We start from the raw sequence: 26,293 nt of genomic DNA on the forward strand, positions 1-26,293 counted from the left end.
GTTGTCTCCATCCAAAATTTGTATGCTAGTCATCTGATGTGACCGTTGCATTACGATAACTTAAACCTTGTGCACGCCGCTTATAATTCGATTTTGCAGCGCAATAACCGATCATGAACCGACTCGCCCTTTACGCCCGACTGATCCGCATCGACAAGCCCATCGGCATCCTGCTCCTGCTGTGGCCGACCCTTTCGGCCTTGTGGCTGGCGTCGAACGGGCATCCGGACTGGGGCCTCGTCGCCATCTTCACCCTCGGCACCGTCCTCATGCGCTCGGCCGGCTGCGCCATCAACGACTTCGCCGACCGCGACTTCGACAAGCATGTCAAACGCACGGCGGAGCGGCCTTTGACCAGCGGCAAGATCGCGGCCTGGGAAGCGGTGATGGTCGCCGCCGTCCTCGCCGTCATATCGTTTGCGCTGATCCTGCCCTTGAATACTTTGACCAAGCTGTTGTCCGTCGTGGCGGTGGTCATCGCAGGCAGCTACCCTTACTTCAAGCGCTTCTTTGCCATTCCCCAGGCCTATCTCGGCATCGCCTTCGGGTTCGGCATCCCGATGGCTTTCGCTGCCGTTCAGGACACCGTGCCAGCGGCGGCATGGCTGCTGCTCGTGGCGAATATCTTCTGGGCGGTCGCTTACGATACGGAATACGCGATGGTCGACCGAGACGATGACCTGAAGATCGGGATCAAGACGTCGGCCATCACGTTTGGCCGCTTCGACGTGATGGCGGTGATGGTCTGCTACGCCGTCGCCTTTGTGATCATCCTCGTCGTCGGCCTGGAATACGGGCTGCATGCGTGGTTCGTCGCCGGCATCCTCGTTGCCATCGGCTGCGCCTGGTATCACTACATCCTGATCCGCGGCCGTGACCGCATGCGCTGCTTCGCTGCCTTTCGCCATAACAACTGGCTCGGCGCCGCGATCTTCGGCGGCATTGCCCTTGATTACGCCTTGCGATAGCGAGTTTGACCACTCGCAAGATGGCCCGCGCCCTGTTGCTTACACTCAAAGTCGGTCTAACCTACAGAGGAGTGAACAATGGAGACGATTGGACTGGGCGGTGATATCCGTGACCGTTTGCTCGAAGATTTGCGGCTCGTGATCAAGGATGCCGAAGATTTGCTGCGCTCGAGCGGGCTGCAGCTGGACGAAGGCTACCGCCTCGCGCGCGCACGTTTCGAATCTACCCTGAGCGACGCCAGGAGCAGCCTGTCATCGCTGGAGGAACGCGTCGCCGACGGCGCACGCGATGCGCTCGATACCACCCAGCAGTACGTGAAGGAAAATCCCTGGCAGGCCGTCGGCATCGGCGCCCTGACCGGACTGGCAATCGGCCTGCTGATCGGACGGCGCTAAGCGCATGATAATTGCGGAATCCGCGTCGCGTCTCGCGGCGACCCTGCTTGCCATCGTCCAGAACCGGGTCGAACTGGCCTCGACCGAACTGGAAGAAGAGTCGCTGCGCTATTTCTCCTGCCTCATGCTGTCGCTGGCGGCGATGTTCTGCCTGGGCATCGCCGTGGTGCTCGGCGTCATCCTGGCTGTGGTGCTGTATTGGGATTCCCACCGTGTCGCCATCTTGTCAGTGTTGATCGTGATGTTTGGCGGCGCCGCGCTGGCGATCGCGATGCGGGTACGGCGGCAGTACCAGTCAAAGCCGCGGCTGCTGGGGCATACGATGGCGGAGCTGTCGCGGGATTCCGATCTGTTGCAACCGCGCGCATGAAGACGCGCGCGGAGTTCCTCGCCTGGAAGCGTAGGCAACTGCTCGCTGAGAGCGGTGCGCAGCGCGCCGCACTGGCGCAGCAATTGCGCCCCTGGGCCTGGCGGCTTGAGTCCGTGGAATCGGGTCTGCGCATCGTCGCACGCATCCGGCGGCATCCCGGATGGATCGCCGGGGCGGCGGCGGCCGTCCTGCTGGTGACGCCGCGCCGCCTGTCTTCGCTTTTCCGGCTTGGCGTATCCGGACTGCGTTCATGGCAGTCCATTGCGCCGACGGTAAGGGCAATGATCGAGCGAATGCGCTGATCAGTCCTTGCCGAATTCTTCGCCCAGTTCCTTGCCGCGCGCAGCAGCTGCTTTCAAGGCCTTGACGATCGCTTCCTTCACGCCGCTGGCATCCATGCTGGTCAGTGCCGCGTAGGTGGTGCCGCCCTTGGAAGTGACGCGCTCGCGCAGTACCGATACCGGCTCGGCGGAATTCGCGGCAAGTTGCGCGGCGCCGACGAAAGTCTCGATGGCGAGCTGGTTGCCCTGCTCCGCGGTCAATCCCATTTCCTGCGCGGCCTGCTGCATCGCCTCGATGAAATAGAACACATAGGCCGGGCCGCTACCGGACACGGCCGTTACCGGATCGATCAGGGACTCGTCGTCGAGCCAGACGGTCGCGCCTACCGCACGCATGATGGCATCGGCGGCGTTGCGCAGCTCCGTCGACACGCCGGAGGTCGCCACCATGCCGGTGATGCCCTTGCCGATCAGCGCCGGCGTGTTCGGCATCGTGCGCACGATGACATCGTGGCCGCCGAGCCAGCGCGACAGGTCGACCGCGCGAATGCCCGCCGCAATCGACAGGATGAGCTGTTTGGAAACTTGCGGGCGTAATTGCTGCACCACGTCCTTCATCTGCTGCGGCTTCACGGAAAGCACGACGACGTCACACTTGGCCAGCGCCGCATCAACCTGCGACGCTGTGGTCACGCCGAATTGCGACTGCAGTTTCTTCAACGCGTCGGCGTTCGGATCAACCACATGGATGTTTGCGCCTGCGGTCAGTTTGCCTGCCAGTCCACCGATCAGGGCCGACGCCATGTTGCCGCCGCCGATGAAGCCGATCTTCAAGTTATTTTGCATACGTCCTCTGTCCAAAAATAGCCGTTCCCACACGCACGATCGTCGCACCTTCCGCAATCGCCGCGTCCATGTCCGCCGACATGCCCATCGAGAGCGTGTCCAGCGCCAATCCTTCTTCGTTCAGTTGCTCGAACAGCTGCCGCAGCTTGCGGAACGGTGCGCGCTGTTGTTCGACATCGTCAGCCGGCTCGGGAATCGCCATCAGGCCGCGCAGCTTCAGGTTCGGCAGACGAGCAATCGCTTTCGCCACTGCAGCAACGTCTTGCGGCGCGACGCCGCTCTTGGTGTCCTCGCCGCTGATATTCACCTGCAGGCAGATGTTCAAGGCCGGCAAGTTGGCAGGCCGCTGCTCCGACAAGCGATGCGCGATCTTTTCCCGGTCGACCGAATGCACCCAGTCGAAGTGCTCGGCGATCGGCCGCGTCTTGTTGCTCTGTATCGGACCGATGAAGTGCCACTCGAGCTTCAGGTCGGGGCGGAAGGCATGGATCGATGCCATCTTGTCCACGGCTTCCTGCAGGTAGTTTTCGCCGAATGCGCGTTGGCCGGCGTCTGCGGCGTCGACCACCGCATCGGCGCCGAAGGTCTTTGACACGGCGAGAAGCTGCACAGTTTGGGGATCACGCAACGCTGTGCGCGCCCCGGCGGCAATACGCTCCCGCACGGCTTGCAAGTTGTGGGAAATTGGAGACATAATCGATTTACTCAAGGCAATACCGATGCCCGTGGCCGGTATTGCTGTTTTCTTACGGCATCCTCGCCGGCCCAGGGATTATAAATGGACATCTCCGAACTCCTCGCCTTTGCAGTCAAGAATAACGCGTCCGACTTGCACCTGTCGGCCGGCCTGCCGCCGATGATCCGCGTGCACGGCGACGTGCGCCGCATCAACCTGCCGCCGCTGGAACACCGCGATGTGCACGGGATGATCTATGACATCATGAACGACGGCCAGCGCAAGGCATACGAGGAAGTGCTCGAGTGCGACTTTTCCTTCGCCATCCCCGGCCTCGCCCGTTTCCGCGTGAACGCCTACAACCAGGACCGCGGCGCGGCGGCCGTGCTGCGTACCATTCCGTCAAAGGTGCTGACGCTGGAGCAACTGCATTGCCCGAAGATCTTCGCCGACCTGGCCATGAAGCCGCGCGGACTGGTACTGGTCACGGGCCCGACCGGTTCCGGTAAATCGACCACGCTGGCGGCGATGATCAACCACCTGAACGAAAACGAATACGGCCACATCCTCACGGTCGAGGACCCGATCGAATTCGTGCACGAATCCAAGAAGTGCCTGATCAATCAGCGCGAAGTCGGCCCGCACACCATGTCTTTCCAGAATGCGCTGCGCTCGGCGCTGCGTGAAGACCCGGACGCCATCCTCGTCGGCGAATTGCGCGATCTCGAAACCATCCGCCTCGCGCTGACCGCCGCGGAAACCGGCCACCTTGTGTTCGGCACCCTGCACACCTCCTCCGCCGCCAAGACCATCGACCGTATCGTCGACGTGTTCCCGGCCGAAGAAAAGGAAATGGTGCGCGCGATGCTGTCCGAATCGCTGCAGGCCGTGATTTCGCAAACGCTGCTGAAGACCAAGGACGGCGGCGGCCGCGTCGCCGCGCACGAGATCATGCTCGGCACACCCGCCATTCGAAACCTGATCCGCGAAGCGAAGGTCGCGCAGATGTATTCGGCCATCCAGACCGGGAGCAACATTGGCATGCAGACGCTGGACCAGAACCTGACGGACCTTGTCCGCCGCAATGTCATCTCCTCCGCCGCTGCCCGTGCAGCCGCCAAGACGCCGGAAAACTTCCCCGGTTAAGGACAAATCATGGAACGCGAACAGGCCACAAAATTCATGCACGACCTGCTGAGGCTGATGCTCAGCAAGAACGGCTCCGACCTTTTCATCACTGCCGAATTCCCGCCGGCATTCAAGATCGACGGCAAGATGACGCCGGTGTCGAACCAGCCGCTGACGTCGACGCACACCGTCGAACTGGCGCGCGCCATCATGAACGACAAGCAGGCGGCGGAATTCGAAGCGACCAAGGAATGCAACTTCGCGATCAGCCCGGGCGGCCTCGGCCGTTTCCGCGTGTCGGCCTTCGTGCAGCAGGGCAAGGTGGGCATGGTACTGCGTACCATCACCACCACCATCCCGAAGCTGGAAGACCTCGGCGTGCCGGAAGTGCTGAAGGAAGTCGCGATGACCAAGCGCGGCCTGGTGATCATGGTGGGTGCGACCGGTTCCGGTAAATCGACCACGCTCGCGGGTATGGTCGGCTACCGCAACGAGAACAGCTACGGCCACATCATCACCATCGAAGACCCGGTCGAATACGTGCATCCGCACAAGAACTGCATCATCACGCAGCGCGAAGTGGGCGTCGACACGGCCGACTGGTTTGCCGCGCTGAAGAACACGCTGCGCCAGGCGCCGGATGTGATCCTGATCGGCGAAATCCGCGACCGCGAAACGATGGACTACGCCGTTGCCTTCGCCGAAACCGGCCACCTCTGCCTTGCCACGATGCACGCCAACAGCTCCAACCAGGCGCTGGACCGCATCATCAACTTCTTCCCCGAAGAACGGCGTGCGCAACTTTTGATGGATTTGTCGCTCAATCTGAAAGCGATGATTTCGCAGCGCCTTGTCCCGTTGAAGGACACCAAGGGCCGGTGCGCGGCGGTGGAAGTGATGCTGAATTCGCCGCTGATTTCCGACCTGATCTTCAAGGGCGAAGTGCACGAGATCAAGGAAATCATGAAGAAATCGCGCGAGCTGGGCATGCAGACCTTCGACCAGGCGCTGTTCGACCTGTATGAACTGGGCAAGATTTCCTATGAGGACGCGCTGCGCAACGCCGACTCGGTCAATGACCTGCGCCTCGCGATCAAGCTCAACAGCAAGGATGCGAAGGGCCGCGACTTGAGCAAGGGCACGGAACATCTGGGGATTGTATGACGACAGTTTACGATTTCAGGGCCAAGGGCCTGGACGGCAAGGATATCGACCTGAAGCAGTTCCAGGGCAAGGTGCTCCTGATCGTGAACACCGCCAGCGAATGCGGTTACACGCCCCAGTACAAGGGGCTGGAAGCCGTGTACGAGCAGTTCCGGGACAAAGGCGTGGAAGTGCTGGGCTTCCCCTGCAACCAGTTCGGCGCGCAGGAGCCGGGAAGCAACGCGGAGATCGGCGCGTTTTGCGAACGCAATTACGGCGTCACCTTCCCCCTCTTCGACAAGATCGACGTGAACGGCGATGCGGCGCATCCGCTGTTCAAGCACCTCAAGAGCGAGGCGCCCGGCCTGATGGGCACCGAAGCGATCAAATGGAATTTCACCAAGTTCCTGGTGCGCAAGGACGGGCGCGTGTACAAGCGTTACGCGCCGCAGACCGAGCCGAAGGAATTGATGAAGGATATCGAGAAGCTGCTGGCGGAGTAACGGTCCTCAGGCGACGACGCCAAGCAGTTTCAGCACAACCGGCACCAGCAGTGCCGTGAGCACACCCGCCACACCCATTGCCAGCCCGGAAAAGGCACCCATTTCCTCGCTGACCTGGAAGGCCCTTGCCGTGCCGATGCCGTGCGACGTGAGGCCAAGCGCAAAGCCGCGCACCGCGTGGTCGTCGATGCGCATGAGATTGAATATCCAACGCGCCGTCGTCGCCCCCAGGATGCCGGTCACCATCACCAGTACTGCAGTCAATGACGGCAGGCCGCCGATTTTCTCCGCCACCCCCATCGCGATCGGCATGGTCACCGCCTTGGGCGCAAGCGAGAGGATGGTTGCGGGTGACGCGCCGAGCGCCCAGGCGATTCCCATCGCGCTGCCGATCGCGGCGGTCCCGCCGGCAAGCGCACTGGCGAGCAAGGCGAACCAGTTGCGCCGCAACTTGTTCATTTGCTGATAGAGCGGAATGGCCAGCGCCACGGTCGCCGGGCCGAGCAGGAAGTGGACGAACTGCGCGCCTTCGAAATAGGTTCCGTACTCGGTGCCTGTGCCCACAAGAACGGTCACCAGCAGCGCGACGGCGATTGCGACAGGATTGACCAGCGGATTGAATTTGCTGCGCGCGTACAGCGCGTATGCAATCTGGTAGGCGAGCAGGGTCGCGGTCAGCCACAGCAGCGGCGAGGCCGACAGGTAGACCCAGATTGTCGAGATGCCCGGCGTCATTTCTGCAACCAGCGCAGGACGGTCGCCGTCACGACGAGCGATACCACCGCGCTGACGACTAGCGCCACGACGATCGGCAGCCATTCCGCTGCCACCCGCTCGGCATGCACCATGATGCCCACGCCGGCAGGGATGAACAGAAGGGAGAGGTGCTTGAGGAATTCCAGCGTTGTCGGTGCGAGCTTGTCGGCCACCTGCGGCTTTGCCAGCAGATAGCAAAACAGCAGCAGCATGCCGATGACCGGCCCCGGTACGGGAAGGGAAAATGCAAACGCAAGGCTCTCGCCCAGCGTCTGGAATATCAGGAGGACGGCAAAGGTATGGATCAAGTTCGGCTCGCGCGAGAATGGTGCGGACGAACTATTGTAACGAGATCAAGTGCGCCGGACGACCGCACCCGATATGGTGGATGCGGTGAAGATGTGCAGGTGCCGCTGGCGTTGCGGCTGGGCGAGGACTTATTCCGGCTGGGCGCGACGTGCAGGCGCCACATCACCCTTGATGACGAGATAGGCGACGGCTTCCACCACGCCGATGGCAACAACGGAAAACAGGACGATATAGGGTACGACGGACATGATGCGCTTCCTTTCGACGGTTCAATCTTTCTTGAACCCAGTATAGGGAGGCACCAGTTATTGATCCAATTCCGATTTCCCATAAGACCTATTCACACCGCTGATACCGCGAGCCCTTACGCCGCCTTCGATAATGCCCTGTCAACAAGCTCGATCCAGTGCGTGACCGGCGTGTCGGTGCCCGATTGCAGATGCGTCTGGCAACCGATGTTTGCCGAGACGATCACATCCGGTTTCGTGGCCTGCAGGTTTGCCAGTTTGTTATCGCGCAGCTGGTAAGACAACTCCGGCTGCAGGACCGAGTAGGTGCCGGCCGAGCCGCAGCAGAGATGGCTGTCTGCGCACAACTGCACATCGACACCCACGGCGCGCAGCACACCTTCCACCTTGCCGCGAATCTGCTGCCCGTGCTGCAGCGTGCATGGCGGATGGAAGGCGACGCGCTCCTTGATCTTGCCCTTCAGCTTCTGCGCGAGTTCCGCTTCGAATGCCGGCAGGAGTTCGCTCACGTCCTTCGTCAACGCGGAAATGCGCTGGGCCTTCTCCGCGTACTTCGGATCGTGCGCGAGCAGGTGGCCGTACTCCTTGACGGTCACGCCGCAGCCGGACGCGTTCATCACGATGGCTTCCACACCCGATTCGACATAGGGCCACCAGGCATCGATGTTGTTGCGCATGTCGTTCAGTCCGCCGTCCTGGTCGTTCATGTGATAGCGGATGGCGCCGCAGCAGCCTGCTTTCGGCGCGACGACGAGCTGCACGCCGAGCGCGTCCAGCACGCGGGCGGTAGCGGAATTGATGTTGGGGGACATGGAGGGCTGCACGCAGCCTTCGAGCAGCAGCATCTTGCGTGCGTGCTGCGTGGAGGGCCATGCGCCAGCATCCTGTTTCGCCGGCACCTTGTTCTTCAGCACCTGCGGCAGCAGCGGACGCACCAGCTGACCGGCGGCCATCGCCGGCTTGAACAGCCACTTGCGCGGCAGCGCCTCCTTCAATGCGGTACGCACGAGCCGCTGCGACAGCGGACGCTCCACCTGCTGCTCCACGATCTTGCGGCCGATGTCGACCAGGCGGCCGTACTGCACGCCGGACGGGCAGGTGGATTCGCAGTTGCGGCAGGTCAGGCAGCGATCCAGGTGAGTCATGGTCTTGAAGGTTGCCTTCTTGCCTTCGAGCACCTGCTTCATCAGGTAGATGCGGCCGCGCGGACCGTCGAGCTCGTCGCCGAGCAGCTGGTAGGTCGGGCAGGTGGCGGTGCAGAAACCGCAGTGCACGCACTTGCGCAGGATGGCGTCGGCTTCTTCGCCTTCCGGGGTGTTCTTGATGAAATCAGCGAGATTGGTTTGCATGCTTAGAAATCGTTGTACATCCGTCCCGGATTGAAAATGCCGGACGGATCGAATGCATTCTTGAGGTTGCGGTGGATGGCCGCGACGGCGGGAGCCAACGGGTGGAACACGCCCGCGCTCTTGTCGCCGCCGCGGAACAGCGTCGCATGGCCGCCGGCCTTTTCCGCCACGGCGCGAATCTTCTTCGCGCCGGCGTCCGTGCGAAGCCAGCGTTGCGCGCCGCCCCACTCGATCAGCTGGTCGCCTTCCAGGTCCAGAGGCGGCGCCACCGGCGGCACGGAGACGCGCCACAACGCCGGGCCTTCTGCGTCGCCAAGGAATGCGTTGCCGTGGTCGCGCAATTCATTCCAGAAGGCCGCGGCCTGCGTGTCTTCTTCGCCGCCCATCTTTTGCACGGCGGCCTTGACGGCGGCGACAGCGCCCGACAGGCGCACGATCAGCGTGCCGCCGTGCCATGCGCTCGCCGAAATCGGCAGCGGCTGTCCGCCCCAGGTGTTGAGGCGTTCGATGGCTTCCTTCTGGCCAAGTTCAAAACGCAGCGTGGTTTCAATGAAGGGCTTGGGCAGGACCTTGAGCGAAACATCGACGATCAGGCCAAGCGTGCCCATCGAACCGGCCAGCAGGCGCGACACGTCGTAACCCGCCACGTTCTTCATCACCTGTCCGCCGAAGCGAAGCACATCTCCCTTGCCATCCACAAGCGTCGCTCCCAGCACGAAGTCGCGCGCCGCCCCGACCGCCTGCCGCCGTGGGCCGGAAAGGCCGGCGGCCACGACGCCGCCGATGGTCGACGCAGCGCCGAATCGCGGGGGCTCAAATGCCAGCATCTGGTTGCGTTCATCCAGCGCCGCCTCGATTTCAGACAACGGCGTGCCGGCGCGCGCGACAATCACCAGCTCGGTCGGCTCGTAGGCGACGATGCCGGTGTAGGCGCGGGTGTGGAGGATTTCCCCCTGCAGCGACTGGCCGTACCAGTCCTTGGTGCCGCCGCCGAGGATGCGCAGCGGTGTCTTGTTAGTGGTCGCCTTGACGATCGTGTCGCGGAATTGTTGCAATACCTGTTCCATTCCCATCCCTTAAAAGCGCGGCAGGTGTGCGAACTTCGTCTGTCCGCCCGTCACGCGCATCTTGCCGTTCTCTGCGCAGCGGTTGAGTGTCGGGATGGCCTTGTCCGGATTCAGCAGGAAGGCCGTGTCAAAGGCGCGCTTCACCGCGCGGAATGCTTCCAGCTCCTGCGGCGCGAACTGCACGCACATCGAGTTGATTTTCTCGATTCCCACGCCGTGTTCGCCGGTGATGGTGCCGCCGACCTTGACGCAGAGTTCCAGGATGTCGGCGCCGAATTCCTCCGCCCGCTCGAATTCGCCCGGCTTGTTGGCATCGAACAGGATCAGCGGATGGAGGTTGCCGTCGCCCGCATGGAACACGTTCGCGCAGCGCAGGCCGTGCTTCGCTTCCATTTCCGTAATGCTGATCAGCACATGCGCGAGGTGTTTGCGCGGGATGGTGCCATCCATGCAGTAGTAATCGGGGGAAATGCGTCCCGCCGCCGGGAAGGCGTTCTTGCGGCCGGACCAGAAGCGCATGCGCTCCGCCTCGTTCTGCGACACGGCGATGGCGGTGGCGCCGGAGGATTTGAGCACCTCGCTCATGCGGCCGATTTCTTCCTCGACCTCTTCCGGGATGCCGTCGGATTCGCATAGCAGGATGGCTTCGGCGTCGATGTCATACCCCGCCTTCACAAAGGGTTCGACCATGCGCGACGAGGTCTTGTCCATCATTTCGAGGCCGGCCGGAATGATGCCGGCGGCAATCACTTCCGCGACCGCGTCGCCGCCCTTCACCACGTCGTCGAAGGAGGCCATGATTACGCGCGCCAGTTGCGGTTTCGGCACCAGCTTGACGGTGACTTCGGTGACGACGCCCAGCATGCCTTCGGAGCCGATAAATACGGCGAGCAGGTCGAGTCCGGGCGCGTCGAGCGCTTCGCTGCCGAGTTCAACGACCTCGCCGTCGATGGTCACCATGCGCACGCGCAGGACGTTGTGCACGGTCAGGCCATATTTCAGGCAGTGCACGCCGCCGGAATTTTCCGCGACGTTACCACCGATGGTGCAGGCAATCTGGGAAGACGGGTCGGGCGCGTAATACAGGCCGTGCTGTGCGGCGGCGTCGGAGATGGCAAGGTTGCGCACGCCGGGCTGAACCACGGCCGTGCGCGAATACGGATCCATCTTGAGGATGCGGTTGAAGCGCGCCGTCGAGAGCACCACACCATCGGCGATCGGCATCGCGCCGCCGGACAGCCCCGTGCCCGCGCCGCGCGGCACGATCGGCACCTTCAGTTCGCGGCAGATCTTGAGGATATCGATGACTTGCGCCTCGGTCTGCGGCAGCGCGACGACCATCGGCAACTGCCGGTAGGCGGCGAGTCCGTCGCATTCGTAGGGACGGGTGTCCTCTTCATTGAACAGAATGCAATGTTCCGGCAGCTTGCGCCGCAATGCGGCAACGACTTCTCGCTGGCGTTCAAGGGGAATGAGGTTTTCGTTGGGGGCGTTCATGAGGGCTTCCTGTCGCAGGCATGCGGACATGCCAGAGTGTAGCGAAATCGCATGACCAGCGTGCGTCAGGGGCCTGAAAAGCTTGTCGCGGTGGCGTGAAATGTTTTCAAGCGATGCGCCAGGATGCGTAAAGCAGACCGCGCCGGAGACAGTCGTTCCGAACTACAACAGTCGGTTTTCAAAAGTATGCTTTTAGTCAACATTCCCCCCTATAATGATTTCATGATGGAAATCAACGAACGTGCTTGTTGCGCTTGCATTTTTCGCGGCGCGTTCGCCGTGTAGGACGAATTCCGAATAAAGAAACAGACAATTCGACCGACATCCAAAGAGATGACAATACATTGGGGAGGCGCACGGATGTCCAGGGTACTGTGTCGCGGGAAAAGGAAAACAGCGGCTGCCATCATCGGCCTTGCGCTCGCAGCGACGACCCTGGCCGGCTGCGCGGTGAAGCGTGACCGCTACGATGTCCCTGCGATTCCCGTTCCCGTGACCTTTCCGAAAGCAGCGAGCGCACCGGACGCCGACGACAAACCGGCGGACAGCAGTCCCGTAGCAATCGACCAGGCCTTGCCGCAGTGGTGGCGGCTGCTCGGGAGCGCCGAGCTCAACCGCCTGGTGGACAGGGCCTTATCCGGCAACCACGATCTGCGTATTGCCAACCTGCGCATACGCCAGGCAGCAGCGCGGGCCAAACAGGCCGTATCAGACCAGCTTCCCACGCTCACCGCCCCGTTGCAGGCCAAACGCGAAGCGCCGCCCGGCGGCATCGGCACGGTCGGCGCCGGTGGCGACGTGAAGAGCCGGGATGTCTACCAGCTTGGTCTGCGCGGCGACTGGCGCATGGACGTATGGGGCGAGCGGGCAGCGCTGTCTGAATCGGCAGACCTCCAGCTGTGGCGCGCCGTCTTCCAGCGCGACGACGTCCAGCGCACTGTCATCGCCAACGTGGTCAGCAGCTATATCGATTACCTGTCCTTCACCGACAGGATGGCCGTGGCCAGGGAAACCGACGCCGCAGTCTCCGACATGCTGTCGACCATCACCGCCCGTCTTGAAAAGGGTGACGCGACTGTCATCGACATGGAGCAGCAGCGCGCCGCGGTCTACGCCGTGAAGGCGACCATCCCGGCCCTGCAGCAGCAGCGGGACGAAGCGCTGAACAACCTGAGTTTCCTGATTGGCGCCCCGCCCGGTTCGCTCAAGCTCTCGGGGAACGGACTCGCCTCGCTGTCCTTCCCGGCCGTGGATCCGGGCGTACCGTCGTCGCTGCTGCTGCGCCGGCCGGACATCCGCGTGATGGAGGCCCGCCTTCTCGCGGCCGATGCTGATCTCGACGTCGCGCGCGCCCGCCTGATGCCGCCGCTGGACCTGTCGGCCCAGGCTGGCTTTGGCACCCCGTTCGTGTCCCAGATGTTCGAATCGCACACCCTGTTCTGGAACCTGATCGGCAACCTGTCCGCGACCATCTTCGATTACGGCAAGCGCGACCGCGAAGTCGACTTCGCCAGGGCGATGCACGAGGAGCTCGTCGAAACCTATGCGCGTGTCATTTACACCGGCATCCGCGAGGTTGATGACGCGCTCAATGCCATCGCGTTGACACGCCAGCGCCTGGAAGCGCAGCGAGAGTCCGCCGAAGCGGCGCGCCGCTCATGGGAATACAGCCGCGAATCCTATCAGGCGGGCTCGGTGGACCACCTGCTCATGCTGGACGCGGAGCGGACCTACCAGCGCAACCTGGACGAGCAGCACAATGTAGACAGGCTGCGCTATCGCGCGCTGGCCAGCCTGTTCGCCTCACTCGGCGGTGGCTTGCAGACGGAAGGGCCGCTGCCGGGTAAGGGTGAGCGTCCTTCTGCACCGGCCGGCGCGGCCACGGCATTCGCGGTCGAAATCGGCCGGGCCGGCTCGCGCCAGGAGGCGGCCACACTTGCGGAGACATGGAAAGACAAGGGCTACGCCACCTTTGTGGTGCCCGTGACCGACGAAGACGGCCTGCCGGGCTACGCGGTGTACTTCGGCCGGCTGGCAAGCGAAGACCAGGCGGCGATGATGGCCCGGGCATTCAACGAGCAGGAAGGCCGTCCGGCGCGCACCGTGCGTCTCGGCCCCTCCCCGGGTACAGGCGGGAACCGCAATCAATGAAGGCAAACCGCGTCCCCGATCAGCCTCCGCCAGCCGGTGCGCAACCGGGGACGGGCAATGCCGGCACACCAGCCGCGCCAGCCGCGCCTGAACTGACGCCCAGGCAACAGCAGATACTCGACCTGCTCCGCGCCGGCAAGGTCAACAAGGAAATCGCGAAGGAACTGGGGATCGAGATCGGGACGGTCAAGCAGCATGTGGTCGCCCTGTTCAAACGCCTGAACGTCAGCAACCGCACGATGGCGGTGTCGCGCGGCATCGAACTCCTCGGAGGACGTCCGGCTCCCACGCCGGCGCCCGCGACGCTCGCCGACGGCCTCCTCGAGAGGCGGCCCTGCGTGGTGCTCAGCCTGGCCTTGCCGGAGGCAGCGGATGATGCCTCCGTGCGCCGCCTGCATGGTGCCCTGGCTGCGCTGGCATTCGACCAGGAAGCTGTTTTCCTGGCGCGGCGCGGCCACGCGGGCGATCTCATTTTCGGCCTGCACCAGGCGAGCGAACGCGACCTCCTGAAGGCATTGCATACCGCACGCCAGGCGTTCGAGGACTTGCATGTCATGGTGCCGGATTGGGCGGACGGCATGCGCGGCGGGGTGACCGCCGGCCTGGTGGTCGCCAGCATGCTGCGCTCGGGCGGCTGGTCGGGCGAGGCCATTGTCAGTACCGCCATCGCTTCCGCCCGCGAATTGCAGGAGCAGGCGCCGGCGGGCCGCGTGGCCATCGGCGGCCCGGCGCTGGATCTGTTGAGGTCGTTCGGCATCCGCGGCGAAGCGGCGCTTTCCGAAAATGCCGGCCTCCACACTGCCGCATTCCCGGCACTGACCGCATTCGAGTGGAGCGGCGACCGCGCCATCCACCCTCTCGTCGGGCGTGAAGGCGAAGTCAGTTCATTCCGCCGCATCCTCAACCACGCGGGCAGCGGACAGGGAAAGCTCGTCTTTCTCGAAGGCGAAACCGGTATGGGCAAATCCCGCCTGTGCCGAGAATTTCTTGCCATGTGCCGGGCTGACGGCGGACAGGCCGTACTCCACCGCGTCCAGGCCGACACGAACAATCTCTTGCGCGACCCGGAAAGCGGCGCATCGTCGGACGCCGCGCGCGTCTTCAGTGCCCTGCCCGCCCCCATTCCCGGCAAGCCGTCACTGGCCATCGTCGACGACTGCCACTTCCTGTCGCGGGAAGTCCGCCCCGCCGTGGGAGCGGCTGCCGCCAAGGCAGTGCGGGCCGGCTGGACCGTGCTGCTCGCCGGCCGGCACATGCCCGAACTCGATCACAGCAACACCGAAACGATACGCCTGCAGCGGCAGAGCGCCAGGGACATCGAGTCCCTCGTCAGGCAAGCCCTGGGACCGGCCGAGGTGCCGGCGAAAGTGATCCACCAAATCGCAAAGGATGCCGCCGGCGTGCCGCTGTTCGCGGTGGAACTGGCCAGGCAACCCGACAGCGGCGGCATCGCGATGTCGCTGCTGGTCACCATCGCCTCGCGCCTCGACGGGCTGCGCCTGGATCGCAAGCTGCTGCGGACGATTGCACGCAGCGCCCAGCCGCCCACGCCCGAAGAAGTCACCGGCATGCTGGGCGAGAACAACGAATCCGTCGCGCAGGCCCTACGGCGGGCAATGGCCACCGGCGTCCTGCAAACCGATGCCGGCGGCCGCCTGGCCTTCGCGCACCCCTTGGTGAGGAAAATCATCGACCATGTTTCCCTTGAATGATATGAATTCCCCAACTCCGGCGGCAATTGAAACGGCGACGTACAAGCCGAAGTCTCGACTCCCGTTCATGGACGGCCCCCTGGGCCACGTGCTGCGCTCCGCGGACCTGCGGCGGCTGGTGCCGGTACTGGCGCTGTCGGCACTCCTGTCCAACCTTCTGTCCCTGGGTTTGCCGCTTGCCATCCTGCAGATCCTTGACCGGGTGGTCTCCAACCAGTCCCTCGAAACCCTCGCCTTCCTCGTGACCGGCATCGTTCTGGCGCTGATTCTCGAGGAAGTCCTGCGCGCCATGAGCACCGTGATCACCGGCTGGCTCGGCATCCGATACGAGCACAAGGCGGCCATCTCCGCGCTCGACAAGCTGTTGCGCACGCCGATGCGGCGCTACCAGAAAGAAGAACCCGGCGCCTATGCGGAACGCATCCTGGCGACCGCAAAGGTGGCCGAGTTTTACTCGGGACAAGCGCTGCTGGTGGTGTTCGACCTGCCCTTTGTCATCGTCTTCCTGTTCGTGATCGCGGCCATCGGCGGCTGGCTGGCGGTGGTGCCCGCCGCGCTGCTGGCGCTGTTTGTCTTCCTGAGCATGCGCTTCGGCCAGCACCTCAATGACCAGATCGAGCGGCGGCAGATGCTGGACGACCGGCGCTTCAGCTTCCTTGCCGAGGTGCTGTCCAATATCCATTCGGTCAAGACGCTGACCATGGAATTCCTGATGCTGCGCCGTTACGAGCGCCTGCAGGAATCCAACGCCGGCATCGGCGAAACGCTGACCTACAACAGCGCGCGCGCCAGCGACCTCGGCATCCTGTTCTCGCAAATCATGATCGTGTCGGTGATCTTCGCCGGCTCGGTCGCCGTCATCATGGGCAACATGACGCCGGGCGGACTGGCGGCAACCATGATGCTGTCGGTCCGCGCGTTGCAGCCGCTGCGCCGCAGCCTCTCGGTCTGGCTGCGTTACCAGGCCTTCATCTCTGCAGAGCAGCGCCTGAACGACATCATGCACATGCCCGTCGAGGGTTCCGAGGACAAGCCGGTCCTGCCGCCCGTCAAGCAAGGACTGGAGCTGCGGGACGTATCGCTGCGCCACGGCGATGCTCCGGCCCTGTTCTCCCGCCTCTCGCTGAGCGTCACGGCCGGCGAATGCATCGCGATCCAGGGTGAGAGCGGCAGCGGCAAGACCAGCCTGCTCTCCCTGCTCAACGCGCTGGAAGCGCCCGACCAGGGAGCCATCCTGATGGACGGACAGCCGATCCAAAATTTCGCCCTCGACAGCATCCACAAGGAAATCGCCTTCCTGCCCCAGTCCGGCCAGATCCTGTCCGGCACCATCCTGGAAAACATGACCATGTTCGACAGCAGCCTGAACGAGGCGGCGCTGGCGATCGCCAGGGAAATGGGCCTGGATCACGTCGTCGCAGGCATGAAGACGGGCTACCAGACGCCGCTCGGCGAAGGCGTGGGCGAAACACTCCCGGAGGGGGTGCGCCAGATGATTGCCATCGTTCGCGCCCTGGTGCACGACCCGAGCGTCATCCTGTTCGACGAAACCAATATCCACCTGGACATGGACGGCGACCGCCGGCTGCGCGACTACCTGAGCGCACGCAAGGGCCAGAAGACGATGGTGCTGGTGACCCGCCGGCCGTCGATGCTTTCGCTGGCGGACAAGGTTTATTCCCTGATCGGCGGCGGGTTGAAGGAAGGACACCTGCGCGACCTGACGGGTGCGCCGGACCTGCAGGAAAAAGCCGCGGACGAAGGACGCGCAGCGGACCGCCCGGCGGCGATCACCGACCTCGGCGAACTGGTGGACAAGCATTTCGAAGTACCGTCCGACCTGTCCCGCTGCCTGATGCCCTTGCTCAAGGCGCTTGACTGGCAAGGCCAGCCGCGCCATCTGGCCGAGGCCATGCCCCACCTCCCGCGCGAACTCGACCTCTCGGGGTTCTGCTCCCTGCTGTCCAATCTCGAGCTGCTGCCGCGGCATTTCCACAGCTCCCTCGCGACCCTGGACGAACGCCTCGTCCCCTGCCTGTTCATCGCGCCGAACTCGCCGGCGATGGTCATCCTCGCTTGCGAACCCGACGGCCGCGTACGCGTCTTCAATGGCGGCAACGGAAACGTCGAAACTCTGGAAGGAAATGCCCTCGGACTGGAAGGCGATGCCTTCCTGTTCAAGAAGCACGAACCGGAGGACAAGAAGGCAAAGGTCAACGAAAGCTGGTTCTGGAGCCTGATCTGGCGCCTGCGCAAGCACCTCGCGCTGATTCTCGGCCTGACCGTCCTTTCCACCGCGCTGGCCCTGACGCCGCCGCTGTTCGTCCGGTCCATCTTTGACACCGTCGTGCCCAGCGGCGACCTGACGCTAGGTGCGGCGCTGACGCTGGGCGTGCTGCTCACCATCGGCCTGGACTGGATGCTGCGGGGCTTGAAGAACCGCATCCTTGCGTATGTCGGCGGGCGTACCGAATACGTCCTCGGCACCAGCGTCTTCGAGCGCATCCTCTGCCTGCCGGCGACGTCGACGGACGGCGCGTCGATCAACCGCCAGGTGGGACGGATCAAGAACCTGGAAAGCCTGCGTGATTTCTTCCTCGGCCCCCTGGTGCTCATCGTTTTCGAACTGCCGGCCAGCCTCGTCATGATGACCGCGCTGGCCGTGATCAATCCCTGGATCATGCTCGTCATCCTGGCGGCCGTGGGTGCGTACACGGCACTGTGGATCGCGTCGCGCACCCTGATCCAGAATACGATCGCGCGCGCCTCGTCCCTGTCCGCCACCCGCAGCGAATTCGTGAATGAAGCCTTGTCCGGCATGCGTACGATCCGGAATTCCGGCGCCGGCGCCATCCTGCTGCAGCGCTTCACCGATATCAGCGGCAAGGCGGTGCTGTCGTCCTTCCACGACCACCAAATCCGCACGCGGGTCAGCGGCGTGGCCCAGGTCCTCGGCATGTGCACCGGCCTGTTCTCGCTCGCCGTCTCGGCTTACCTTGCCATCATCGGCCAGCTGTCCGGCGGCGCGATGATCGCCACCATGATGATCGTCTGGCGCCTGACCGGCCCGATCCAGAATGTCTTCCTGGCGGCCACATCGCTGGTGCGCACACGGACCAACATTCGCCAGGTTGAAAACCTGATGCGCCTGCAGATCGAACGCGACAGCGGCGTCAACCAGATCGTGCGGCCCGAACTGAACGGCGCGCTGAACTTCTCGCGCGTGTCCTTCCGCTACGCCAACGACGCCGATCCGGCGCTGCTCGGCATCAATGTCACCATCGATGCCGGCCAGCTCGTCGTCATCGCCGGGGCCAACGGCGCCGGCAAGTCGACCCTGCTCAAGCTCATTACCCGCGTCTACATGCCCCAGGCAGGCACCATACGCCTTGACGGGGTCGACATCCGCCAGATTTCGCCCTCCGACCTGCGCGGCCGCATCAGCTACATGCCGCAGAACTGCGAGATCTTCTACGGCACGATCGCGCAGAACCTGCGCCTCGTGCATCCCGCCGCCACCGACGAGGAGATCCGCTGGGCCGTCGACATGGCCGGACTGACCGCCGACATCGCCGCGCTTCCGCAGGGCCTCGAGACGCGCATCTCCAACAGCCGGTCGGAGCAGCTGCCCTACGGATTCCGTCAGCGGCTGATGCTGGCCAGGACCATGCTGAAGCCGGCCCCGGTCGTCCTGCTCGACGAGCCGGGCACCGGGATGGACCAGGCAGGGGAAGTGGCATTGATACGCTGTATCGAATGGCTGCGGGGACGCTCGACGTTGCTGATCGTCACCCATCGCCCCGGGCATATGCGGATCGCGGACAAGGTCATTTATATGGAAAACGGTGCGGTCACCGCAATGGGACCGTTTGAAAGTATCAAGAATCGTGTGATGGCAGGACTGAACTGATGCTAAAAAACTTGAAGCGCTTGTTGTCGGGCGACAGCGGCAACACCCTCGTCGGCAGCCGCAAACGCAGGCTGCTGTCCGAAGCAGCCAGGGTCGAGGAAGAACTGGTCCCCTCATTCGTCCAGCCGGTCCTGATGATCGTCGCGGCGATCATCCTGCTCTTCCTCATCTGGGCCGCGCTGACGCGCATTACCGAAGTGGCGCGCGCGCCCGGCGAGGTCATACCGGCGGGCCAGCTCAAGGTCGTCCAGCACTTTGACGGCGGGCCGGTCGCCGAAATCATGGTCGAGGAAAAGGCCCTGATCCAGCCCGGACAGGTCCTGGTGCGCATGGATGGCGCCCAGGCGATGGCAGACGTGCGGCAGACCGAGGCGCGGCTGGTTTCGCTGAAGCTGCGCGCGGAACGCCTCAGCGCTTTTGTCGAGAACCGCAAGCCGCGCTTTGAAGACTTTGCAGGCAACCATCCCGAGCTCATCCGTCATCAGGAAGAGATCTACCGGACCCAGCTGTCGACGCGCAGTTCGACGCTGTCCATCCTCGACCACCAGATCAACCAGCGCTCGGACCGGCTGCAGCAGCTCAAGAAAGCCGTCACTGTCGCCGAAGAGCACCAGAACCTGACCGGCGAGCTGCTGGCCATGCGGGAGAACCTCGCCGCACGCCGTCTCATCAATCGTTCGGTACTGCTGGAGACGCGACGCGCCAAGGTCACGGCCGACGGCGAAGCGGCACGCATCGGCAAGGAAATCGAGGTGTCCCAGCAGGAGCTCGAAGAAACACGCAGCCGACGCATCGACGTCAACAACCAGTTGCGACGCGACGCGCTGGCCGAACTCGGCAGCGTGCATTCGGAAATCGCCGAAGTCACCGAAACCCTGGCGCGCCAGCAGGCAAGGGCCGACCGCCTCGTCGTCCGCGCACCGGTCCGGGGTTATGTGCAGGACATGAAAGTCGTCACCATCGGCCAGGTGGTGCCGCCGGGCGGACTCATCATGCATATCGTGCCCGACGACGTGCCGCTGGAAGCCGTTGTCAGGATTGCACCCAAGGATATCGGCTACGTGAAGGTCGGCCAGCCGGTGAACCTGCGCGTGACCAGCTTTGACTACTCCCGCTTCGGATTCGCCAAGGGCACGCTCAACCGGGTGACGGCGTCGAGCGTGGTCGGCGACGACGGACGGCCATATTTCCGCGGCTGGGTGAAGCTGACCCAGCCCTATGTCGGCAACGAGGCCGGACGCTACCAGCTGCAGCCTGGAATGGGCGTGGAAGGCGAAATCCTCACCGGCGAAAAGACCGTACTGGCTTACCTGGCCAAACCGTTCGTCGACATGTTCTCGCGGTCGTTCCAGGAGAGATGACCTAGACACCCTTCAGTCCGCAACTCCCCTTTGCGCCCGGGCGGGCTAAAGCGGGGTTACAGGTCGGGACTATAACTTTTGGCCGTCTGGTTTCCGGCCGCCAAGAAAGTTACCATGGATCATCTCCAAGTCCCGCCCGGATCGCGCCATGGTTGACAAGAGTCAAGAAAACAAAGGCAGCGGCAACCCGCAGCCGAACGAAAATCATTCGGCAACCAATGCCGATGATGCAACTCTTTTTGACGACTTGACTGTCCTTAGCCGCGGCCAAGGGCTTGGTGATACCAACCGCACCGACAATCTCGGTGCCGCACCCGAACGAGTGGATGACACCGGTAACGAAAACGTCCAGGCCGACTTCAACGGCACGGACACGCGGGACCGGCAACAGGACGACGTCGGGGCCGCGACTGATGATGGCCTTGGCACCACGACCGGTGGAAACGGGCGACGCCTTAATATCGCCGGCATCGATGGATCAAGCAACGGTCAGCAGGACGCGGTCCCCTTCGTCGACCAGGTAACACCAAACGCCCAGGCCGCCTCGGGCCCGGGCTCCAACACCAAGGACAACCAGGCGGATTCAACTGCGCCTGGGGGGGTTACTCCGAATGGCGTCGGAAATAACTCATTGCAAAATGAGACTGCGGGTCTGACGGAGGGGGCTGCTCCGGCTGAGACTCCGGCTCCGACTGAGACTCCGGCGCCGACCGAAACTCCGGCTCCGACTGAGACTCCGGCCCCGACCGAAACTCCGGCGCCGACTGAAACTCCGGCGCCGACTGAGACGCCTGCTCCGACTGAGACGCCTGCTCCGACTGAGACGCCTGCGCCGACTGAAACGCCGGCGCCGACTGAGACGCCGGCTCCGACTGAGACGCCTGCTCCGACTGAGACGCCTGCTCCGACTGAGACGCCTGCTCCGACTGAGACGCCTGCTCCGACTGAGACTCCGGCTCCGACTGAGACGCCTGCTCCGACTGAGACTCCGGCTCCGACTGAAACGCCTGCGCCGACTGAGACTCCGGCTCCGACTGAAACGCCTGCGCCGACTGAGACGCCTGCTCCGACCGAAACGCCTGCTCCGACCGAAACGCCGGCTCCGACTGAGACTCCGGCTCCGACTGAGACGCCTGCTCCGACCGAGACGCCGGCTCCGACTGAGACCCCGGCGCCGACCGAAACGCCGGCGCCGACCGAAACGCCGGCTCCGACTGAGACGCCGGCTCCAACCGAGACTCCTGCGCCGACTGAAACGCCTGCGCCGACCGAGACTCCGGCTCCGACTGAGACGCCTGCTCCGACTGAGACGCCTGCTCCGACCGAGACTCCGGCTCCGACCGAGACGCCGGCTCCGACTGAGACTCCGGCTCCGACTGAGACTCCGGCTCCGACCGAAACTCCTGCGCCGACCGAGACGCCGGCTTCGACTGAGACTCCGGCTCCGACTGAGACTCCGGCTCCGACCGAAACTCCTGCGCCGACTGAGACGCCTGCACCGACTGAGACTCCGGCTCCAACCGAGACTCCTGCGCCGACTGAGACGCCTGCACCGACCGAGACGCCGGCTCCGACCGAAACCCCGGCGCCGACTGAGACGCCTGCTCCGACTGAGACGCCTGCTCCGACTGAGACGCCTGCTCCGACTGAAACGCCGGCTCCGACTGAGACTCCGGCGCCGACCGAGACTCCGGCTCCGACCGAGACGCCGGCTCCGACTGAGACTCCGGCTCCGACCGAAACGCCGGCTCCGACTGAAACTCCGGCACCGACTGAAACCCCGGCTCCGACTGAAACCCCGGCTCCGACTGAAACCCCGGCTCCGACTGAGACGCCTGCTCCGACCGAGACACCTGCTCCGACCGAGACGCCTGCGCCGACCGAGACGCCGACTCCCACCGAGACGCCGGCCCCAACGCATACACCAAATGGGCCGCAGGGTAACAATGGTCACGGCAACGGCGACCAGTCCGCGCCTGGCAATTCGGGCAGCCACAACAACGCCGAGAACGCTGGCGGAGGCACACCCGCGCCGACTTCCACGCCAGTACCGACGGATGCACCACAGGGCAACAACGGTCACGGCAACGGCGACCAGTCCGCTCCCGGCAATTCAGGAAGTCACAACAACGCTGAAAACGCCGGCGGAAGCACGCCGTCGCCCACTCCCACACCGGCACCGACGGATGCGCCGCAGGGCAACAACGGTCATGGCAATGGCGACCAATCCGCTCCGGGCAATTCAGGCAGCCACAACAACGCTGAAAACGCCGGCGGCAATACGCCTGCGCCGACCCCAACACCAGCACCAACAGATGCGCCGCAGGGCAACAACGGCCATGGCAACGGGGACCAGTCCGCTCCCGGCAATTCCGGCAGCCACAACAATGCCGAGAACGCCGGCGGCAGTACGCCTGCCCCGACGCAAACGCCGGTACCAACCGAGGAGCCAAAGGGCAACAACGGCCATGGCAACGGGGACCAATCCGCCCCCGGCAACTCAGGCAGCCACAACAACGCCGAGAATGCTGGCGGCAATAATTCGCCGGTACAAACCGAAGCGCCGAAGCACGAGGACAAGCCCGACAACAAGGGCAAGTCCAGCTCCGCCAAGTCATTGAGCAAGTCGGACGACGACGACAAGTCCGCCTCGTCCAGCGACGATGGAAACGGCAAGGGCGTCAGCGGCAAGCAACAGAGCACGAGCCTTTCAGGCGATGCGGACGACGGACAATCCGCAGGACACGGATCGTCGGATACGGCCGGCCACGCCGACAGCTCGAATGTGGACGCCAGCGACGACCTGTTCACCTTCGGCGATGTTCATGGCCAGGCGCAGGCGTCCGCCAGCTCGAACTGGTCCGATGTGATCGAGATGGATATCAATGACGATCTCTCGTCGGGACAGGGCGGGACGTGGACCGAGGAAATCGACGGCCAGAAGATCGTCGACGGCCATGGTTCGGACAAGAGCGACCACGATACCGGCAAGGGTCATTCGGACCATGGCGATCTCGACATGGACCATATCGACAAACTGCAGTGGTAATCCGGTAATTCTTTGGTACGATGGGACGCAGGCAAGCGTCCCATTTTTTTTCTCCTGCTTATGGAATCCAGCGCATCGCTTCCGTCGATCTTCGTCTCCATCGCCAGTTACCGCGATCCCGATTGCCAGAACACCGTGCGCGACCTGTTCAAGAAGGCTGCGCATCCGGCGCGCGTGTTCATCGGCATCTGCTGGCAGCACGTCCCGGGGGAAGACGACGACTGCTTTGTCCTCGATACGCGGCCGGAACAGGTCAGGACCATCAAGGTCCACGCGTCGGAAAGCCGGGGCGTGTGCTGGGCGCGCAGCCAGGTACAGACACTCTGGCGCGGCGAGGACTACTTCCTGCAAGTGGACAGCCATATGCGTTTCGCCCCGGGCTGGGATGAACTGCTGATCGACATGCTCGGCAAGTGCGCGAGCCCGAAGCCGGTGCTGTCGACCTATCCCCTGGCCTTTACCCCGCCGGACCAGCTGGCCGACGATGGCATGGTGACCATCTACCCCAAGGAATTCGACGACCACGGCACGCTCTCGCAGCGCTCCGAGATCAGGAGCCTGAAGGACGCACCGGCGCTTCCGCCGCAAAATGCCTTCATCGGCGCAGGCCTGATCTTCGCGTCGGCGCGGCTGATCGAAGAAGTCCCCTACGATCCCCACATCTATTTCGAGGGCGAGGAAATCACGCTCGCGGTCCGCATGTGGACCAAGGGCTGGGATATCCATGTGCCCAATGCGGTGGTCGCCTATCACGATTACGGCCGGCGGCCGGAACGTCCGCGGCACTGGCGCGACCAGACCGACTGGAGCACGCTGAACCTGCACGCACGCAAACGCATCCGCCATCTGCTCGGCATCGAACTGACGAGGCATGGTGAAGACCTGGTGGACATCGACCGCTTCGGGCTCGGTGCGACGCGCTCGCTGGCGGAGTACGAAGCATTTTCCGGGCTGGATTTCCGCGCCCGCCTCTATCAAGGCCGGCCACTGCAGCGGCCCGATATGCAGGCGGACAACCCAGAGCAGGTTGCCGCGCGCAAAGCGGTGTTTACCCGCATCTGGAAAGAAAACCTGTGGGCCTGTGCCGAGACGCGCTCGGGGGCCGGTTCAGCCTTGTCGGAAACGACAGCGCTGCGTGAATGGCTGCCGAAGACGCTGGACTTCCTCGACGTGCGCATCCTCGCCGACGCGGGCTGCGGGGATTTGAACTGGATGAAGAACCTGGCCGGCTCGCTGCGTTTCTACTTCGGATTCGACATCGTGCCGGAACTGGTCGCGGAGGCGCGTGGCACCATGCAGGGCCGCACCAACTGCTTTTTCTCGGATACGGACATCGTGACGACGACGCTGCCGGAAAGCGATGCCATCCTGTGCCGCGATTGCCTGACCCATCTCCCGCTCGACGCGGTGCTGATGGCCCTGCAGCACTTCCGCCGCAGCGGCGCGAAATACCTGATTTCGACCACGCACGCTATTGGCCGCAATACATGGATCCGCAGCGGCGGCTGGCAGCCGCTGGACCTCACCGCCGCGCCATTCAACCTTCCTTTGCCTCGCCTCGCGCTGAACGAAGGCGGAACCAAGCAATTGGGTGTGTGGGCGATATCCGATCTGCCCGAGTGACAGGGATGTCCTAGACGTTACGGTAGGTCTCCAGCAACCAGTCGACGAAGGCACTCACTTCCGGGCGATCGCGCGCCGGCTTTTCATAGACGATGTAGTACGCGTGCGGCGGGGATTTGAGCTGCACGTCGGGGAACAAGGGCACGATTTCGCCGGTGGTGATCAGGTTCTGCACGAAGTGCTTGCGCGTCAGTCCGACCCCGTGGCCGTGGCGCACCGCTTCAAGCAGCAGGCCCAAGTCATCCAGCCGCAGCCCGGTCGACGGCTCCGGCCAATCAAGGCCGGCGACTTCAAACCACGGCTGCCAGGGCTCAAGCGCAGAACGCAGCAACGATGCCTTCTGCAGATCGGCCGGGTTCTTCAGCCCGCCGATTTTTTCCAGGTACTGCGGGCTGGAGACCGCAAAGGTTGGCTCTTCGTACAACTTTTCGGTCACGAGGTCCGGATACTTGCCGGCACCGAACCGCACCTCCACATCGCTCTCGGACAGGCTCAAGTCATACAACGGCACGGACAGGAACAGCTCGATCACGATATCGGGATGCTGTGCCGTGAACTCGGCCAGGCGCGGCACGAGCAGGCAGCGCGCGAAGGTCGGTGGAACGGTGATCTTGATGCGCGGCTGTGCCGGCGCCGAGCGATGCGGCAGGGGGAAGTCGGTCAACGTGCGGAGAGCCGCCTTGACGACGTCGAGGTAGCGGCGCCCGAACTCCGACAGAGTGACCGTACGGCCGTCCCGCAGGAACAGGCGCTCCCCGACGAAATCCTCCAGCAGTCGAATGCGATGCGACAGCGCGGAAGGCGTAATGCACAGTTCATCGGCAGCGACTGCAAAGGAACCGTGACGGGCTGCCGCTTCGAATGCGGATAGTGCATGAACCGGCGGGAGGCGGGTGGCCATAAAGATCGATCCTTAACTCGGGAAACTCCAGAACCGGCCTCGTTGCGAA

At 63.7% G+C, this 26,293-nt stretch carries 21 protein-coding genes; 13 read left to right on the forward strand and 8 right to left on the reverse strand.

All coding sequences use genetic code 11. From position 1 onward, the window contains the following. Positions 1 to 113 precede the first annotated feature (113 nt). The 4 genes from ubiA (at position 114) to ACNOHI_RS21695 (ending at position 2,036) form a co-directional block, all read left to right on the forward strand. Positions 114 to 968, forward strand: coding sequence for a 4-hydroxybenzoate octaprenyltransferase (ubiA, locus tag ACNOHI_RS21680; RefSeq protein ID WP_420476788.1), 855 nt, complete (start codon positions 114 to 116; stop codon positions 966 to 968). 78 nt (positions 969 to 1,046) lie between these two features. Continuing rightward, on the forward strand, positions 1,047 to 1,364 hold the full coding sequence (locus tag ACNOHI_RS21685) for a DUF883 family protein (RefSeq protein WP_420476789.1): 318 nt from the start codon (positions 1,047 to 1,049) through the stop codon (positions 1,362 to 1,364). 4 nt (positions 1,365 to 1,368) lie between these two features. Then, a complete protein-coding gene (locus tag ACNOHI_RS21690; protein ID WP_420476790.1) occupies positions 1,369 to 1,734 on the forward strand; it encodes a phage holin family protein in 366 nt (121 codons plus the stop codon). Next, the gene (locus tag ACNOHI_RS21695; RefSeq protein ID WP_420476791.1) at positions 1,731 to 2,036 is read left to right on the forward strand and encodes a YqjK family protein; all 306 of its coding nucleotides are present in this window, start codon (positions 1,731 to 1,733) and stop codon (positions 2,034 to 2,036) included. The genes ACNOHI_RS21690 and ACNOHI_RS21695 overlap by 4 nt, the downstream gene beginning before the upstream one ends. On the opposite strand, the gene proC is transcribed toward ACNOHI_RS21695, so the two are convergent. Together proC and ACNOHI_RS21705 are read right to left on the reverse strand one after the other, a co-directional pair. Next, positions 2,037 to 2,861: a pyrroline-5-carboxylate reductase gene (gene proC / locus ACNOHI_RS21700; RefSeq protein ID WP_420476792.1), complete on the reverse strand. Its 825-nt coding sequence runs from the start codon at positions 2,859 to 2,861 to the stop codon at positions 2,037 to 2,039. Next, positions 2,851 to 3,555 (reverse strand): YggS family pyridoxal phosphate-dependent enzyme, encoded by a 705-nt coding sequence (locus ACNOHI_RS21705; RefSeq protein ID WP_420476793.1) that lies wholly within the window; start codon positions 3,553 to 3,555, stop codon positions 2,851 to 2,853. Before ACNOHI_RS21705 ends, proC begins: the two co-directional genes overlap by 11 nt. An 84-nt stretch (positions 3,556 to 3,639) precedes the next feature. Between ACNOHI_RS21705 and ACNOHI_RS21710 the strand changes: the two genes are divergently transcribed. The 3 genes from ACNOHI_RS21710 to ACNOHI_RS21720 are packed head-to-tail and all read left to right on the forward strand — an operon-like array spanning position 3,640 to position 6,311. Further along, a complete protein-coding gene (locus ACNOHI_RS21710; protein ID WP_420476794.1) occupies positions 3,640 to 4,683 on the forward strand; it encodes a type IV pilus twitching motility protein PilT in 1,044 nt (347 codons plus the stop codon). A gap of 9 nt (positions 4,684 to 4,692) precedes the next feature. Next, entirely contained in the window at positions 4,693 to 5,829 is a 1,137-nt protein-coding gene (locus ACNOHI_RS21715; protein ID WP_420476795.1) for a PilT/PilU family type 4a pilus ATPase, read from the forward strand. Next, positions 5,826 to 6,311 (forward strand): glutathione peroxidase, encoded by a 486-nt coding sequence (locus tag ACNOHI_RS21720; RefSeq protein WP_420476796.1) that lies wholly within the window; start codon positions 5,826 to 5,828, stop codon positions 6,309 to 6,311. The genes ACNOHI_RS21715 and ACNOHI_RS21720 overlap by 4 nt, the downstream gene beginning before the upstream one ends. Before the next feature lie 6 nt (positions 6,312 to 6,317). Here ACNOHI_RS21720 and ACNOHI_RS21725 read toward each other — a convergent pair whose 3' ends face one another. The 5 genes from ACNOHI_RS21725 to ACNOHI_RS21745 form a co-directional block, all read right to left on the reverse strand. Continuing rightward, complete coding sequence (locus ACNOHI_RS21725; protein ID WP_420476886.1) at positions 6,318 to 7,046, reverse strand: LrgB family protein; 729 nt, start codon at positions 7,044 to 7,046, stop codon at positions 6,318 to 6,320. Further along, complete coding sequence (locus ACNOHI_RS21730; protein ID WP_420476797.1) at positions 7,043 to 7,375, reverse strand: CidA/LrgA family protein; 333 nt, start codon at positions 7,373 to 7,375, stop codon at positions 7,043 to 7,045. Before ACNOHI_RS21730 ends, ACNOHI_RS21725 begins: the two co-directional genes overlap by 4 nt. 365 nt (positions 7,376 to 7,740) lie before the next feature. After that, on the reverse strand, positions 7,741 to 8,973 hold the full coding sequence (glcF, locus tag ACNOHI_RS21735) for a glycolate oxidase subunit GlcF (protein WP_420476798.1): 1,233 nt from the start codon (positions 8,971 to 8,973) through the stop codon (positions 7,741 to 7,743). A 2-nt stretch (positions 8,974 to 8,975) separates the two neighbouring features. Then, the gene (gene glcE, locus ACNOHI_RS21740) at positions 8,976 to 10,040 is read right to left on the reverse strand and encodes a glycolate oxidase subunit GlcE (RefSeq protein WP_420476799.1); all 1,065 of its coding nucleotides are present in this window, start codon (positions 10,038 to 10,040) and stop codon (positions 8,976 to 8,978) included. A 9-nt stretch (positions 10,041 to 10,049) separates the two neighbouring features. Beyond that, positions 10,050 to 11,537, reverse strand: a complete 1,488-nt coding sequence (locus ACNOHI_RS21745; RefSeq protein WP_420476800.1) for an FAD-linked oxidase C-terminal domain-containing protein — start codon at positions 11,535 to 11,537, stop codon at positions 10,050 to 10,052. A gap of 360 nt (positions 11,538 to 11,897) precedes the next feature. Here ACNOHI_RS21745 and ACNOHI_RS21750 point away from each other — a divergent pair, with 360 nt between their 5' ends. From ACNOHI_RS21750 to ACNOHI_RS21775, 6 genes are all read left to right on the forward strand, one after another. Next, positions 11,898 to 13,688 (forward strand): efflux transporter outer membrane subunit, encoded by a 1,791-nt coding sequence (locus ACNOHI_RS21750; RefSeq protein ID WP_420476801.1) that lies wholly within the window; start codon positions 11,898 to 11,900, stop codon positions 13,686 to 13,688. Beyond that, a complete protein-coding gene (locus ACNOHI_RS21755) occupies positions 13,685 to 15,400 on the forward strand; it encodes a LuxR C-terminal-related transcriptional regulator (RefSeq protein ID WP_420476802.1) in 1,716 nt (571 codons plus the stop codon). Before ACNOHI_RS21750 ends, ACNOHI_RS21755 begins: the two co-directional genes overlap by 4 nt. A 1-nt stretch (position 15,401) precedes the next feature. Next, positions 15,402 to 19,310 carry a peptidase domain-containing ABC transporter gene (locus ACNOHI_RS21760; RefSeq protein ID WP_420476803.1) on the forward strand — a complete coding sequence of 1,303 codons (3,909 nt, stop codon included), beginning with the start codon at positions 15,402 to 15,404 and terminating at the stop codon, positions 19,308 to 19,310. Further along, positions 19,310 to 20,671: an HlyD family type I secretion periplasmic adaptor subunit gene (locus tag ACNOHI_RS21765; RefSeq protein ID WP_420476804.1), complete on the forward strand. Its 1,362-nt coding sequence runs from the start codon at positions 19,310 to 19,312 to the stop codon at positions 20,669 to 20,671. Before ACNOHI_RS21760 ends, ACNOHI_RS21765 begins: the two co-directional genes overlap by 1 nt. Positions 20,672 to 23,288: 2,617 nt before the next feature. Further along, positions 23,289 to 23,720 (forward strand): hypothetical protein, encoded by a 432-nt coding sequence (locus ACNOHI_RS21770; RefSeq protein WP_420476805.1) that lies wholly within the window; start codon positions 23,289 to 23,291, stop codon positions 23,718 to 23,720. 60 nt (positions 23,721 to 23,780) lie between these two features. Next, positions 23,781 to 25,343, forward strand: a complete 1,563-nt coding sequence (locus tag ACNOHI_RS21775) for a GlcNAc-transferase family protein (protein ID WP_420476806.1) — start codon at positions 23,781 to 23,783, stop codon at positions 25,341 to 25,343. A gap of 10 nt (positions 25,344 to 25,353) precedes the next feature. Here ACNOHI_RS21775 and ACNOHI_RS21780 read toward each other — a convergent pair whose 3' ends face one another. Further along, entirely contained in the window at positions 25,354 to 26,244 is an 891-nt protein-coding gene (locus ACNOHI_RS21780; protein WP_420476807.1) for a LysR substrate-binding domain-containing protein, read from the reverse strand. Positions 26,245 to 26,293 lie beyond the last annotated feature (49 nt).

The organism is Noviherbaspirillum sp. ST9, assembly GCF_048799745.1.
Classification (GTDB): domain Bacteria; phylum Pseudomonadota; class Gammaproteobacteria; order Burkholderiales; family Burkholderiaceae_D; genus Noviherbaspirillum.

Excerpts from the sequence above, each read along its gene's own strand:
- ubiA (WP_420476788.1), top strand. The coding sequence starts at position 114 with ATGAACCGACTCGCCCTTTACGCCCGACTGATCCGCATCGACAAGCCC.
- ACNOHI_RS21685 (WP_420476789.1), top strand. The coding sequence starts at position 1,047 with ATGGAGACGATTGGACTGGGCGGTGATATCCGTGACCGTTTGCTCGAA.
- ACNOHI_RS21690 (WP_420476790.1), top strand. The coding sequence starts at position 1,369 with ATGATAATTGCGGAATCCGCGTCGCGTCTCGCGGCGACCCTGCTTGCC.
- ACNOHI_RS21695 (WP_420476791.1), top strand. The coding sequence starts at position 1,731 with ATGAAGACGCGCGCGGAGTTCCTCGCCTGGAAGCGTAGGCAACTGCTC.
- proC (WP_420476792.1), bottom strand. The coding sequence starts at position 2,861 with ATGCAAAATAACTTGAAGATCGGCTTCATCGGCGGCGGCAACATGGCG.
- ACNOHI_RS21705 (WP_420476793.1), bottom strand. The coding sequence starts at position 3,555 with ATGTCTCCAATTTCCCACAACTTGCAAGCCGTGCGGGAGCGTATTGCC.
- ACNOHI_RS21710 (WP_420476794.1), top strand. The coding sequence starts at position 3,640 with ATGGACATCTCCGAACTCCTCGCCTTTGCAGTCAAGAATAACGCGTCC.
- ACNOHI_RS21715 (WP_420476795.1), top strand. The coding sequence starts at position 4,693 with ATGGAACGCGAACAGGCCACAAAATTCATGCACGACCTGCTGAGGCTG.
- ACNOHI_RS21720 (WP_420476796.1), top strand. The coding sequence starts at position 5,826 with ATGACGACAGTTTACGATTTCAGGGCCAAGGGCCTGGACGGCAAGGAT.
- ACNOHI_RS21725 (WP_420476886.1), bottom strand. The coding sequence starts at position 7,046 with ATGACGCCGGGCATCTCGACAATCTGGGTCTACCTGTCGGCCTCGCCG.
- glcF (WP_420476798.1), bottom strand. The coding sequence starts at position 8,973 with ATGCAAACCAATCTCGCTGATTTCATCAAGAACACCCCGGAAGGCGAA.
- glcE (WP_420476799.1), bottom strand. The coding sequence starts at position 10,040 with ATGGAACAGGTATTGCAACAATTCCGCGACACGATCGTCAAGGCGACC.
- ACNOHI_RS21745 (WP_420476800.1), bottom strand. The coding sequence starts at position 11,537 with ATGAACGCCCCCAACGAAAACCTCATTCCCCTTGAACGCCAGCGAGAA.
- ACNOHI_RS21750 (WP_420476801.1), top strand. The coding sequence starts at position 11,898 with ATGTCCAGGGTACTGTGTCGCGGGAAAAGGAAAACAGCGGCTGCCATC.
- ACNOHI_RS21755 (WP_420476802.1), top strand. The coding sequence starts at position 13,685 with ATGAAGGCAAACCGCGTCCCCGATCAGCCTCCGCCAGCCGGTGCGCAA.
- ACNOHI_RS21760 (WP_420476803.1), top strand. The coding sequence starts at position 15,402 with ATGAATTCCCCAACTCCGGCGGCAATTGAAACGGCGACGTACAAGCCG.
- ACNOHI_RS21765 (WP_420476804.1), top strand. The coding sequence starts at position 19,310 with ATGCTAAAAAACTTGAAGCGCTTGTTGTCGGGCGACAGCGGCAACACC.
- ACNOHI_RS21775 (WP_420476806.1), top strand. The coding sequence starts at position 23,781 with ATGGAATCCAGCGCATCGCTTCCGTCGATCTTCGTCTCCATCGCCAGT.
- ACNOHI_RS21780 (WP_420476807.1), bottom strand. The coding sequence starts at position 26,244 with ATGGCCACCCGCCTCCCGCCGGTTCATGCACTATCCGCATTCGAAGCG.